This is a genomic window from Halalkalicoccus jeotgali B3 (assembly GCF_000196895.1).
In the GTDB taxonomy this organism is placed as follows: domain Archaea; phylum Halobacteriota; class Halobacteria; order Halobacteriales; family Halalkalicoccaceae; genus Halalkalicoccus; species Halalkalicoccus jeotgali.
In genome coordinates, this window is record NC_014297.1 from 2,459,905 (window position 1) to 2,471,707 (window position 11,803).

The 11,803-nt window shown below is 67.0% G+C and carries 16 protein-coding genes and 1 pseudogene; 8 read left to right on the plus strand and 9 right to left on the minus strand.

What is annotated here, in order from left to right:
• The first annotated feature begins 113 nt into the window (after positions 1 to 113).
• Positions 114 to 1,040 carry a D-2-hydroxyacid dehydrogenase gene (gene ddh / locus HACJB3_RS12880; RefSeq protein ID WP_008416003.1) on the plus strand — a complete coding sequence of 309 codons (927 nt, stop codon included), beginning with the start codon at positions 114 to 116 and terminating at the stop codon, positions 1,038 to 1,040.
• Between the two features lie 3 nt (positions 1,041 to 1,043).
• On the opposite strand, the gene HACJB3_RS12885 is transcribed toward ddh, so the two are convergent.
• Together HACJB3_RS12885 and engB are read right to left on the minus strand one after the other, a co-directional pair.
• Positions 1,044 to 1,349 (minus strand): hypothetical protein, encoded by a 306-nt coding sequence (locus HACJB3_RS12885; protein ID WP_008416004.1) that lies wholly within the window; start codon positions 1,347 to 1,349, stop codon positions 1,044 to 1,046.
• A gap of 52 nt (positions 1,350 to 1,401) precedes the next feature.
• Positions 1,402 to 2,022, minus strand: a complete 621-nt coding sequence (engB, locus tag HACJB3_RS12890; protein WP_008416005.1) for a GTP-binding protein EngB — start codon at positions 2,020 to 2,022, stop codon at positions 1,402 to 1,404.
• An 81-nt stretch (positions 2,023 to 2,103) separates the two neighbouring features.
• On the opposite strand from engB, the gene HACJB3_RS12895 reads away from it, so the two are divergent.
• The 3 genes from HACJB3_RS12895 to HACJB3_RS12905 all read left to right on the plus strand — a co-directional run bounded on the left by HACJB3_RS12895 (position 2,104) and on the right by HACJB3_RS12905 (position 5,958).
• Positions 2,104 to 3,432: a TIGR00341 family protein gene (locus HACJB3_RS12895; protein ID WP_008416007.1), complete on the plus strand. Its 1,329-nt coding sequence runs from the start codon at positions 2,104 to 2,106 to the stop codon at positions 3,430 to 3,432.
• Between the two features lie 105 nt (positions 3,433 to 3,537).
• Positions 3,538 to 4,566 carry a hypothetical protein gene (locus tag HACJB3_RS12900; protein WP_008416009.1) on the plus strand — a complete coding sequence of 343 codons (1,029 nt, stop codon included), beginning with the start codon at positions 3,538 to 3,540 and terminating at the stop codon, positions 4,564 to 4,566.
• A 108-nt stretch (positions 4,567 to 4,674) separates the two neighbouring features.
• Positions 4,675 to 5,958, plus strand: coding sequence for a DUF389 domain-containing protein (locus tag HACJB3_RS12905; protein WP_008416010.1), 1,284 nt, complete (start codon positions 4,675 to 4,677; stop codon positions 5,956 to 5,958).
• Here HACJB3_RS12905 and HACJB3_RS12910 read toward each other — a convergent pair.
• Positions 5,928 to 6,884, minus strand: a complete 957-nt coding sequence (locus HACJB3_RS12910; RefSeq protein WP_008416012.1) for an NOG1 family protein — start codon at positions 6,882 to 6,884, stop codon at positions 5,928 to 5,930. The two genes, HACJB3_RS12905 and HACJB3_RS12910, sit on opposite strands and share 31 nt — an antisense overlap.
• Before the next feature lie 84 nt (positions 6,885 to 6,968).
• Between HACJB3_RS12910 and HACJB3_RS12915 the strand changes: the two are divergent.
• Both HACJB3_RS12915 and HACJB3_RS12920 read left to right on the plus strand, forming a co-directional pair.
• Positions 6,969 to 7,341, plus strand: a pseudogene (locus HACJB3_RS12915) (DUF5518 domain-containing protein).
• A gap of 24 nt (positions 7,342 to 7,365) precedes the next feature.
• On the plus strand, positions 7,366 to 7,686 hold the full coding sequence (locus tag HACJB3_RS12920; RefSeq protein WP_008416014.1) for a hypothetical protein: 321 nt from the start codon (positions 7,366 to 7,368) through the stop codon (positions 7,684 to 7,686).
• Here HACJB3_RS12920 and hisE read toward each other — a convergent pair.
• Genes hisE through HACJB3_RS12940 form a run of 4 tightly spaced genes read right to left on the minus strand, consistent with a single transcriptional unit; the run spans position 7,683 to position 9,244 of the window.
• On the minus strand, positions 7,683 to 7,973 hold the full coding sequence (hisE, locus tag HACJB3_RS12925) for a phosphoribosyl-ATP diphosphatase (protein WP_008416016.1): 291 nt from the start codon (positions 7,971 to 7,973) through the stop codon (positions 7,683 to 7,685). The two genes, HACJB3_RS12920 and hisE, sit on opposite strands and share 4 nt — an antisense overlap.
• Positions 7,970 to 8,434: a bifunctional nuclease family protein gene (locus HACJB3_RS12930; RefSeq protein ID WP_008416018.1), complete on the minus strand. Its 465-nt coding sequence runs from the start codon at positions 8,432 to 8,434 to the stop codon at positions 7,970 to 7,972. The genes hisE and HACJB3_RS12930 overlap by 4 nt, the downstream gene beginning before the upstream one ends.
• A 30-nt stretch (positions 8,435 to 8,464) precedes the next feature.
• Complete coding sequence (pdxT, locus tag HACJB3_RS12935; RefSeq protein ID WP_008416020.1) at positions 8,465 to 9,055, minus strand: pyridoxal 5'-phosphate synthase glutaminase subunit PdxT; 591 nt, start codon at positions 9,053 to 9,055, stop codon at positions 8,465 to 8,467.
• Positions 9,056 to 9,082: 27 nt separating this feature from the next.
• Positions 9,083 to 9,244 (minus strand): preprotein translocase subunit Sec61beta, encoded by a 162-nt coding sequence (locus HACJB3_RS12940; RefSeq protein ID WP_008416021.1) that lies wholly within the window; start codon positions 9,242 to 9,244, stop codon positions 9,083 to 9,085.
• A 95-nt stretch (positions 9,245 to 9,339) separates the two neighbouring features.
• On the opposite strand from HACJB3_RS12940, the gene HACJB3_RS12945 reads away from it, so the two are divergent.
• Positions 9,340 to 9,609, plus strand: a complete 270-nt coding sequence (locus tag HACJB3_RS12945) for a thioredoxin family protein (RefSeq protein WP_008416022.1) — start codon at positions 9,340 to 9,342, stop codon at positions 9,607 to 9,609.
• A 27-nt stretch (positions 9,610 to 9,636) separates the two neighbouring features.
• On the opposite strand, the gene npdG is transcribed toward HACJB3_RS12945, so the two are convergent.
• Positions 9,637 to 10,302 carry an NADPH-dependent F420 reductase gene (gene npdG / locus HACJB3_RS12950; protein WP_008416023.1) on the minus strand — a complete coding sequence of 222 codons (666 nt, stop codon included), beginning with the start codon at positions 10,300 to 10,302 and terminating at the stop codon, positions 9,637 to 9,639.
• A gap of 96 nt (positions 10,303 to 10,398) precedes the next feature.
• Here npdG and HACJB3_RS12955 point away from each other — a divergent pair, with 96 nt between their 5' ends.
• A complete protein-coding gene (locus HACJB3_RS12955; RefSeq protein ID WP_008416024.1) occupies positions 10,399 to 10,875 on the plus strand; it encodes a hypothetical protein in 477 nt (158 codons plus the stop codon).
• Here HACJB3_RS12955 and HACJB3_RS12960 read toward each other — a convergent pair whose 3' ends face one another.
• Positions 10,876 to 11,751: a TIGR01548 family HAD-type hydrolase gene (locus HACJB3_RS12960; protein ID WP_008416025.1), complete on the minus strand. Its 876-nt coding sequence runs from the start codon at positions 11,749 to 11,751 to the stop codon at positions 10,876 to 10,878.
• Between the last annotated feature and the right edge of the window lie 52 nt (positions 11,752 to 11,803).

The window sequence follows — 11,803 nt, forward strand, 5'->3', positions numbered from 1 at the left end:
CGAGGGTTACCCCCACCGAGCCCCGTGTGACGAGGTGTTTTCCCGAGCCGTCATTCGACGCGACGCCAGGGCGTTCTCGGAAGATTCAACCCCCCGGTAGGTCAAGCCGTCCCATGCACGTAGAACGACTCGGCATCCACGACTCGGTGAGCGCCGTCTTCCCGCCCGAACGACTGTGCGAGGCCCTCGCGGACCTGCATCCGGAGGTCGTCGTCGTGGACGACGCGGCGGCCATCTCGGCGTGTGATGCCGTTGTCACGTTCGCTCACGAGGAAGCCTTCCTCGATCTGGAGTGGATCCACTCGATCCAGGCGGGCTACGACCGCTTTCCCCTCCCGGAGCTCGAGGACCGCGGGATCGTCCTCACCAACAGCACAGGGATCCACGGCGACAGCGTCGGCGAGACCGTACTCGGGTACATGCTCGGCGTCTCGCGTCGTCTCCAGCAGTACGCCCGCCAGCAGGAACGCCGCGAGTGGGACAAGCCCGACTGGGACGTCCCGTTCACTCTCGCGGGCGAATCGGTCTGCGTGGTCGGCCTCGGAACGCTCGGGCGGGGGATCGCCGACCGGGCCGACGCGATCGGCATGACGGTCACGGGGGTCAGACGCAGCGAGGAGCCCGTCGAGGGTGTCGATCGGGTCTACGCGAGCGAGGACCTCCACGAGGCGATTTCGGGGGTGCGCTTCGTCGCGCTTGCGACCCCGCTCAACGAGCACACCCGGGGGTTGATCGGCGAGGCCGAACTGGCGGCGATGGACGAGGAGAGTTACCTAATCAACGTCGCCCGCGGCGGGGTCGTCGATCAGGACGCGCTCGTGGCGGCCCTCGAAGACGGGGAGATCCGGGGGGCGGCGCTCGACGTCTTCGAGACCGAACCCCTCCCCGAAGAGTCGCCGCTGTGGGGGTTCGAGGAGGTGACCGTCACGCCCCACGTCGCGGCCTTCACGCGCGAGTACTACGAGGGCGTCGCCGGGATCGTCCGAACGAACCTCGAGCGGATCGCGGCGGATGGAACCTTCGAAAACAGGGTCGTCTGAACGTCACCGGGCGGCGAGTCCCCACGCCTCGTCGACGAGTCGCTTACTCGCGAGGATTTCTGCGTCCCCGAGCACCCGAATGAGGAAGGCCGCCTCGTCGCGTTCGACCTGCAGGTCGAGCGTCAGCACGTCGGCGCTGAACGTCGTCTCGGTCGGCTCCGGGTCCCCGCCCCGAGAGGTCACACCGTAGTCCTCGTAACCGATCCACGTCGAGGCCTCGATCGTGCCGTCCGCGTCGTAGACGTCGACATCGAGGCCGTCCTCGGTCTCGCTCTCTTCGACGTGGAGAGTGTAGGTTTTCAGTGCCATGCGAAACCCTGACCGCAGCGTTCCGAAGGGAGTTGAGCTTGCGTTCGCAAGCTTATCGAACGAATTGGAGGAGGTCGTCGCGGTGCTGTTCGCGCAGGTGCGTCTCGAGGGCCTCGCGTAGGGGGTCGATCTGCCCGCGTTTCGCCGAGATGGGGGCCACGACGTCGCGCCACTGCTGCCACGGCCCCGGCAAGCCGAGGCGATCACAGAGGGCGTCGAGGCGCTCGTCCCGGTCGTCGACCTTGTCCATCTTGTTGACCGCGACGACCGTCGGAATTTCGACCTCCCGGAGGAAGTGAAACATCTCGACGTCGTGGGGGACCTCCCCGCGCTCGCTGTGGCGGTCGATGATGTCGATGACGGCCTTGCCGTCGACGACGAGCACGCCGACGAGGATCTCCGCGCTGTGTTCCTCGATGTACTGGACGATATCGGTCTTGATCGCCTCGCGAGTCCCCTCCTCGACGCCCTCCATGAACCCGAACCCCGGCAGATCAGTGAAGGTGAAGTCCGCGCCCGCCCAGTCGTAGTGGTTCGGCGAGCGGGTAACGCCGGGTTTCTTTCCCGTCGTGAACGTGTGGCCGGTGAACTCGCGCATCAGCGTCGATTTGCCGACGTTCGACCGGCCGACGAACGCGATCTCGCTTCCTCGGTCGGGTCGCCCCTCGAACATGGTTCGTCTACCCGGCGGCGCGGTATATACTGTCGGCTCCCCTTCCGAGGGTTATTTGCGTCCGCCTGCTGAACCCGTGGTGTGCGTCTGGTACAGGTCACGATCCCGGCCGGCAAGCGAGAGACGGTGTTGGGGACGCTCGACGACGAGGGGATCGACTACGTGGTGACCGACGAGACGAGCGGTCGGGAGTACACCGGCGTGGTCTACTTCCCGCTGCCCGACAACGCCGTCGAGCCGATCCTCGACGAGCTACAGGAGCTGGGCCTCGAAGAACAGTCCTACACCGTCGTCGTCGACGCCCAGACGGTCGTCTCCCGGCAGTTCGACGAGCTGGAGGAACGCTACTCAACCGACGACACCGACGAGGAGCGCATCTCCAGACAGGAGCTGCACACCGAGGCCGAGAACATGACCCCGACGTTCCCGGTCTACGTGGCGATGACGCTGATCAGCGCGATCGTCGCGACCGCCGGACTGTTGCTCGACTCGCCGGCGGTGGTTGTCGGTTCGATGGTGATCGCGCCCCTGATCGGCCCGGCGCTGGCCGCAAGCGTCGGCACCGTCACCGACGACGACGAGATGTTCTGGGGCGGGCTCAAATACCAGGCGTTCGGGCTCGGCCTCGCGATCGCGGGTGCGGCGGTGTTCGCGTGGCTGCTCAAGACGGCGAACATCGTTCCGCCGGGGATCGAACTCTCCTCGATCGGCGAGATCAGCGAGCGGTTCACCCCCGACCTGCTCCTGTTGGCCGTCGCGCTCGGAGCCGGTGTCGCGGGCGTGCTCGCGCTCTCGACGGGCATCTCGGTCGCGCTCGTGGGCGTGATGATCGCCGCGGCGCTGATCCCGCCCGCCGCCGCCGCGGGCATCGCCATCGCGTGGGGGCTGGTCATGGAGACGGTCGGGGCGACCGTGCTCGTGTTGGTCAACGCCGTCTCGGTCAACCTCGCGGGCGTGGCGACGCTGTGGTACACCGGCTATCGGCCCCGCAACTGGTTCGAGACCGACGACGCCCACCGCAAGATGCTTCGCAACGTCGCGGCCTTCGCGGCGGTCGTCCTCGTGCTCTCGGTCTTTCTGGGGGGCGTCACCTACTCGACCTACCAGACCTCCGTGGCCCAACAGGAGATCAGAAACAGCGCCCAAGAGACCCTCGAAGAGGCCCAGTACGAACAGTTCACGCTGTTGGAACTCCAGTCCTCGACCGGCCAGGGTGTCACCTATGATCAGGGATCGATCGTGGGGATCAACCAGGGAATCACGCAGGTGACGGTCACTGTCGGGTACGAGAACGACCCCGACCGGGCGGCGCTGGCGGACGTGCTCGCACAGCGGATCAACGAGACCGTCCAGCAGGACGTGACCGTCGAAGTCCGGTTCATCGAGGTCGAGCGCCGGCAAGTAGGATGACGCCCCCGGGTCGAACCACCCCACCGTGTTCCGACCGCACCGGACGCGAAAATCCGTCGTCCGAGGGATCTCAATTCCTTTCCGCGCGGGTATTGTAGGTCGCTCATGGACAGGCTGGCGTTGACCGACACGCTGCGGGGACGAACCGGCGAGAGCCGGATCGCACTCTGGCTGTTTCTCGACGCGAACCGGTGGCTGATCGGGGGGCTGCTCTCGGTTCTCACCTTCGCAGTGCTGGTCGCGTTCGGGGCGGCGGCGCCGCCACTGGGCGAGATGATGGGGAATGCGGATCCGGTCGAGACCGCCTTCCAGGCGCTGATCGGTTCGCTCATCACCGGCGTCACGCTCGTCGTCTCGATCAACCAACTGGTTCTCTCCCAAGAGATCGGCCAACTGGGCGATCACCACCAGTGGATGGACGAGGCCATGGAGTTCCGACAGGAGGTCGAACTGCTGTTCGGCTCGATCGGCCCGCCCGATCCCGCACAGTTCCTTCAGGCGCTCGTCCAGACGAGCGCCGACCGGGCCGAGGCGCTCCGAGAGGCGGTCGCCGACAACGACGACGAGGAGCTTCGCGCCCGGACCGACCGGCTCGTCGGGAACGTCGTGGAGAACTCCGAGGAGATCTACGAGCAGCTAGAGACGGCGGAGTTCGGGGAGTTCAGCGTGCTTCGCTCGGGGTTGAACTACAACTACTCCTGGAAGATCTACGCGGTGCGACGACTCCGGGACGAACACGCCGACAGCCTCGAAGAGGAGGACTTCGAAGCGTTCGAGGACCTGGTCGAGATACTGACGCTGTTCGGCCCGGCGCTCGAACACTTCAAGTCACTGTACTTCCAGTGGGAGCTCGTCAACCTCACGCGGTCGATCCTCTACGCCGCGATCCCGGCGCTGATCGTGTCGCTCGGGACGGTGCTCTACCTGGATCCGGGATCGTTTCCGGGTGCGACGGGCGGCATCGACGACGTGGTCTGGGTCGTAAGCGCCAGCACGGCGCTCGGGCTCGTGCCCTTTTTCGTACTGGCCGCCTACGTGGTTCGGATCGCGACCGTCTCGAAGCGGACCGGCGCGCTGGGGCCGTTCATCCTCCGAAGTTCGGAGCGAACGACCGCCATCGACTGGGAGCAGTGAGCCGCCGGTTGCGTCGTTCACGGAGCCCGACTGGTCGGGCGGGCTCGCCGGCGAGACGGTTGCCGCTGCCGGGCACAACCTTTTTCTCCCGTCCGGAGTAGGGGCGGTGTGCGCCAGGTTCGGATTCTCGTCGACGAGGACGATCGTGAGACGATCGTGGACGTCCTCGAGGACAAGGACGTCGATTACGTCATCAGCGGCGAGAACGCTACGGGAGATTCCGTCCTGATCGAGTTCCCCCTGCCGACCGACGCGGTCGGGGACGTGCTCGGATCGCTCGACGAGGCGGGCTACGAGGACACGTATACGGTGATCAGTCAGGTCGAGAGCGCCCGGACGCCCAACGCCGAGACGCTGATGGAGCGGTACGCCGGCGACTTCGACCCGCTCACGACACGGGAACTGCGCTCGAAAGCCAGCGACATGAGCAACGACACCAAGTCCTTCCTCGCGCTGATGTTGCTTTCGGCGTGGATCGCGACCGCGGGGCTGCTGAGCGATTCGCCGGCGATCGTCGTCGGCGCGATGGTGATCGCCCCCATCGTCGGGCCCGCGCTCACCGCCAGCGTCGGCGGGGTGGTGGGCGATCGCGAGATGCTCGCGGCGAGCATCCGGCTGCAGGCGATGGGACTCGTGGCGGCGATCGCCGGGGCGACGGCGCTCGCGGCCGTCATCCGCTGGGGGATGTTCGCCCAACCGGACCTCGCGCTGGGCTCGATCGAGCTCATCGGGGTGCGGACGGCCCCGACCCTGTTGGCGTTGATCGCCGGGACGGCGGCGGGGGCGGCCGCCGCCTTCGGGCTCACGACGAAGGGACCGATGTCGCTGATCGGCGTGATGATCGCCGCCGCGCTGATCCCGACCGCCGCCGCGACCGGCATCGCCATCGCGTGGCGTGACCCGGTGATCGCCGCGGGTACGGCCCTGTTGCTCGTGATCACCCTCGTAGCCATCAACCTCGCGGGCGCGGTCGTCCTGTTCGGACTCGGCTATCGCCCCGATCGCTCCCTCTTGGGCGGGTCGTGGAGATCGGCGAAGACCCTCCTCGCGATCGCCCTGCTCGTTTCCGTGATCGGCCTGACGGGCGTCGCGACCGCCGAGCAGATCAGCCACGAGCGAACGGTAAACCAGGTCGTCCACGCGGAACTCACAGAGCACGAGAACGTAACGGCCGTCGCCGTCCGCAACGAGTACGGCGACCTCTCCGCGCTCACCGGCCCCGAAACGGTGACCGTCGTCGCGAGCTACACCGGCGGGGGCGACCCGCCGAGCGACCTCGCGGCCGACATCGAGGAGCGCCTCGACGAGCGAAGCGATCGCCCGGCCTCGGTGCGGGTTCGCTTCCAGGAGTACCAGACGGCTCAGGACTCGAACGGCAGTTCCGGTTCGTAGCCGATGGCCTCGATCGCACCGTCGAGGAGTTCCGCGACGCCCTCCCCGTCCTCGACGCTCAGATAGAAATCGGCCTCGATCTCGCGCGAGCGATCGGCCTTGCTACAGACGGTAAAGACGGGCACGTCGAACGTCGTGGTGATCTCCTCGCGGAGCGCGAGTTGGTCTTCGACCGGGTAGCCACACGCCCCGCTCGCGTCGACGAACACCAGAACGCAGTCGGCCAAATGTGTTAGAGCGCTGACCGCCTGGGACTCGATCTCGTTTCGCTCCGCCGGCGGTCGGTCGAGCACGCCGGGGGTATCGACCAACTGATAGCGGATGTGATCGCGCGTGAGGTGGCCGACGCCGATCCCCTTCGTGGTGAAGGGATAGGTGGCCGTCTCGTGGCGGGCGTTCGTGACGTCGTTGACGAACGTGGATTTACCGACGTTCGGGTAGCCCGCGACGACGATCGCCGGTTCGTCGGGATGGATCTCGGGCAGCGTCTTCAGCTGATCGCGGGCCTCTCCGATCCGCAACAGGTCGTCCTCGACCTCCTCGAGGACGCTCGCGAGCCGCGCGAACGCCTGCTTTCTGTGTTTTCGCGCGAGGTCGGCGTCGGTTCTGAGACGGCCCTGGTACTCCTGGCCGATCTCCCGGGTCTTGCGGCTCGCCCAGCCGATCTCCGAGAGGCTCTTGCGGAGTTCGTCGACCTCGACGAGCGCGTCGGCCAGTTCGTAGTAGAACGGGTCGACCGTATCGAAGTCGGGCCAGGACGTGACGACGTTTTCTAAGTTATCAGAGAGGATGTTGGACGCCGTCTGGAGCATCGACTGCTGGGCCTCCGCGCCGCTTTTCGCCCGCCCCGACCGGGCCGCCCGCGAGAACGCCTTGTCGATGAGTTCCTCCGATCTCGGCGTCGTCGGAAGGTCCTCGAAAATCATACCCCGCGTTACGGCGGCGCGCTATAAAAGGCCGTGCTTTGGTCGAGCGGCGGGCTTTTCTCGGTTCATCACCAACTGACGGTCATGACGGATTGGCGCGCGGTCGGGTACGGATTCGTGGTGACGTTGCTCGTGGGCGCGGTCGGGCTCGCGGTCCCCGGGCTGGGCCAACTCACGGCGGGGCTGCTCGGCGGGTTCGTCGCGGGCTACGTCGCCGGCGGCGGCCTGCTCGGTGGGTTCTGGCACGGGCTGCTTGGCAGGGAGTCTCGGCGGGCTGATCGTCGGGGTGCTGTTGTGGGGTGCGATCGCGCTCGTCGGGCTGGCGGGCGGGCCGGTCGGCGGGGCCGCGGGGGCGCTGGCCGGGTTCAGCGTCTTCGCCGTCGTCGTCCTGATCGCGCTCGTAATGGCCGCCGAAAGCGCGGTCGCCGGGGCGATCGGCGCGGTCCTGAACGACTAACTGTACGCGGTCCCTCCCGGAGGTATGGGAGAGATCGATCCCGAGGCGTTGCTGCCCAACGAGCACGTTCGAAACGCCGTCCGCGAGGGCGAGGTGACACAGCTCAGCCGCGGGGCGACGACCCGCTACGCCGAGACGGGCGATACCTTCGAGCTGGACGGCGAGGCTTTCGAAATCGTCGCCGTCGAGGAACGCACCCTCGGGGAGCTGACCGACGCGGACGCCAGACGCGAGGGATCGGCGGACCTCGAAGCGTACAGAGAACGGATGGTCGCGGTCCATCCGGGCGACTTCGAATGGGACGAGGAGAGCGCGATCGTCAGCTACCGCTTCGAGCGCCGCTAACGTCGCTCCTCTAACTCTTCGCGCAGGTCGCCGAGATCCAGCCCGTTCATCGAGAGCACCACCAGCAGGTGATAGACGAGGTCCGCGGACTCGGCTGCGAGTTCGTCGGTCGCGTCGTCTTTCGCGGCGAGGATCACCTCGGTGGCCTCCTCGCCGAGCTTTTCGAGTGCCCTGTTCTGGCCCTTTTCGTGGGTGAACAGCGAGGTCGTGTATGACCCTTCGGGCAGGGTCTCCTTTCGGTCCTCGATGACCGCAAAGAGTTCGTCGAGGACGTCGGGATCGCTCACAGCCCCTCCCCCACCAGGTCGCCCATCTCGCGGATGTCGGTGAGTTCCTCGAACTGCGCCGCGTCCTGGCGGCCCTGCTCGAAGACCTCGGAGGCCACCGCGATGGGCGCGTTCGTCCGGGCCGCGAGCGCGAGCGAGTCGCTCGGGCGGGCATCGACGACGACCGAATCGCGGGGGCCAGCGACGTGTAGATCCGCGATGTAGGTCCCCTCCTCGCTGATCTCGCCGATCTCGACGCGCTCGATGCGTCCCCCGAGTTCCTCCATGACGTCGAGCAGGAGGTCGTGGGTCAGCGGGCGGCCGATGTCGTAGGCGTCCATTCCGTGGGCGATGCTGTTTGCCTCCTCGAAGCCGATGAAGATCGGCACGACGTCGGCTTCGTCGTCGACTGTGAGGACGACCACGGGGACCGGTCCGTCTGGCGTGCCAGCGACACGCACGGCGTCGATACTGGCGTTCATACCTCCTCGACGGGACCGACGACTAAAGGCCTACTGTGTACCGGCCGGCCCGTCGAAGAACGCGAGGCGGTGGATCCGGGCGTCGTCGGTGAGTTCCGGGTGAAAGGCGGTGGCGACGATCGGTCCCTGCCGCACCGCGACCGGTCGGCCTGCGACGCGGGCGAGCACCGCACAGTTCCCGGGGTTCGTTATCGCGGGTGCGCGGATGAACGCCGCCGGGAACGGCTCGTCGAGTCCCGTCACGTCGAGGGCGGTCTCGAAGCTGTCGTGCTGGCGGCCAAAGGCGTTTCGCTCGACGTCAACGTCGAGCACGCCGAGGGTTTCGACGCGACCTGTGGCTCGCCCGAAGACGATCAGCCCCGCACAGGTCGCGAGCACCGGCTTGTCGTGCTCGACGTGGCTGTGGATCTCGGTGTCGATCCCCTCATCGTGAACCAGCCGGGAGATCGTCGTCGATTCGCCGCCGGGGACGAGCAAGAGATCACACTCAGGGAGAACGCCCCGCGAGCGGATCTCGCGGACCGCGACCGAACGGCCGTGGTTCCTCGCCGCTCGTTCGATCGCGTGGGCGTGCTCGGAGACGTCGCCCTGAACCGCCAGAACGCCGGCGGTGAGCGTCATCGGCTGTCGAAACGGACCGCTCTCACGTTAGACGAGGACGTTGAGGAACTGAATGAAGACCCCGAACAGCACGCAAACGGCCATGACTGTCTTGGGATCGAACGTGACCGCGTTGCGGTCCTCGGAGTCGAAATACCGGACGAGCCCGGCACTCGACATCAGCCCGCCGCTGTTCTGTCCGCTGCTCATAAGTGAGGTCGGGAAGCCTCGCAACCTAAACCTTTCGACCGAAGCACGTCGGAGGAAACGCTTATCCGCACCGAGTGGGTAGCCTTCGGTGAACGATGGCTGTAACCCTGAAAGACTTTTACGCAGACTGGTGTGGACCATGCAAGACCCAGGACCCGATCCTCGAGGAGTTAGAGGAGGACTGGGACGGCCGCTTCCACGTCGAGAAGGTCAACGTCGACGAGGACCAGGAGACTGCAAACGAATATCAGGTCCGCTCGCTCCCGACGCTGATCGTCGAGAACGACGACGGCGTCGTCGAGCGTTTTGTGGGGGTCACCCAGCGTAACGACATCGAAACCGCCCTCGAAGAAGCGGGCGCCTGAACGGCCCGCTCGGACCGTTTTTCGGACTCACTCGAAGCGAACGCCCACGTCGTGGAGGTCGGTATGGGTCGCGAGGTTGATCAGCAACGGCGTCAGCGACTCGACCTCGGGGGCGTTCGCGAGCGGGCCCACCGAGAGCGCACGCAGCCCCTCGATCTCCCCGGCGAGCTGCCGGACGACGTCGAGGGCGTCCTCGTCGTCGCCAACCAGCAGGGTGTCCTCCTCGAGGTCGCGCTCGAGGTCCGCGAGTTTACCCGCAGAAAGGCTGTGAAAGGCGCCGACGACGGGCACGTCGTCGGGGGCTGTCTCGGCGACCATCGCCGTGACGCTCCCCGCCGACGGACGGTTGTAGTGAAGGCCCGCCTCGTCGCGTTCCATTCCGACCGCGGGACTGACGAGCGTGGTCGAAGGATCGAGTCGGTCGGCGATCGACTCGACAGTGTCACGGATGTGATACGGCGGCACCGCCAGCACGACGACGTCCGCCCGGTCGGCCGCCATCGCGTTCTCGAAGCCCTTGATCGTCGTCTCGACTCCCCGATTACTGAGTTCGGCCCCGTATTCGTCGGCTTTCGTCCGCGCTCTCTCGGGGTCCCGCGAGCCGATCAGGACCTCGTGATCGGTATCGCGGGCAAAGCGCAGCGCCAGCCCCGCCCCGATGTCGCCCGTGCCGCCACAGAGTGCGATTCGCATACGGGCAGTGACGAGGGACGCGGCCTAAAGGTTCCGAGAGTCGGGGAGAACGGAGTCGGCCACAAACTATACCAGCGTGTGTCGGGACGAACGGACGTGAGTAGTGTCGAGACAGTCAACGTCCTGATCGACCCGCCCGACGGTCAGAAGAAGCCGGGACGGGTTTTCCTCGAACGCGGCGTTTTCCTACTCGCGCCGACGCGCCACGGCCCGCTCGCGCGGACCCTCGGTGCGTGGGCCAATGGGTTGTTCGCGCATCTCCCCGAGGAGATCGGGCTGTACGATCCGTTCGCGGTGACCCGCGAGGAGGCAAGGGCCGATCCCGGGACGGTGCGGGTGCGCTACGGCGACGTCGAGGCGATGGCACCGGTCGTTCGTCCGACGGGCTTCTCGCTTCACCTCCGCGTCGCCCGGCGCGAGGACGCGGTTCGACTCGAGTTTCGCTCGAACGAGGAACGGCGCGAACTCGTGACCCTCGCGCGGGCGATCCGCGACCGTGCGCGCGAGGCCGGACGGGACGTCGGGCGGTTCGACCCCGGCGGGCGGACGCGCCCGGTGTCGCTGGCCGAGTGATCACTCCAGCAGCGCCGGCAGGTCGTTGACCGACGCCAGGACCGCAGCCGCGCCCTCTCGCTCGTATTTCTCCCTGCCGCGCTCGCCGGTCAACCCGCCCGTGAGGACGCCGACGCCGTGGTACTCCCTCGCCGAATCGGCCTCGGCGGCGTTTCGGGCCGTCCGCACGTCGTCGAGCGTGTCGCCGACGAAGACGACCGACGACGCGTCGAAGCGCTCGGCGAGGGTCACGAGCGCCCGGGGGTGGGGTTTGCCCTCCTCCCAGTCGTCCATCGTAAAGCGGTGGTCCTTGGGAACCGCGAGACCCACCCTCGAAAGGGCGATCTCGGCCTCGGCGGCAGGTCGGCCGGTCAGAACGCCCACCCCATAGCGGTCGCCGAGGCACTCCCTCGTACTCGCATCGAGCAACACGGGCTCGTCGTTGATGAACCCCGGGTGGTCGGTCGGGACCCCCGGCGGGGTTTCGCCTTCGAGGTCGCCGTAGAGATCGGCCCCGAGGTAGAGCCACTGGAACACCTCGCGGAGGCGTTCGCGGTCCCAGCGCCCGCGGACGCGCTCCGTGGCGTCCGGCGAGAGGGCCGCCTCGACGACCGCTTGCGCCGCTTCGAGACCACCCCCCTGGGCTGCGATCCGGTCGGTGAACGCCTCGATCGAGTCGGCGTAGCCTTCCTGGCGGGCGAGGACGTAGAGCGCGGCAGCGTAGGTCAGCTCCCAGTCGTTGTTGAACCCGCCGGCGTCCTTGAACGCCTGTATCCCCTCCTTTTCGATGGTGTCGTCGTAGACCCGTTCGACGGACTCGACGATCGCCCGGCGATACGAGCCCGCAACGTCGACGAGCACCCCGTCGATGTCGAGGACGACGCAGTCCGCGTGCATACCCGAACGTACGAGTGAGGGGGTATGTGGCTATTGTTTCGCTCGGCGTGAG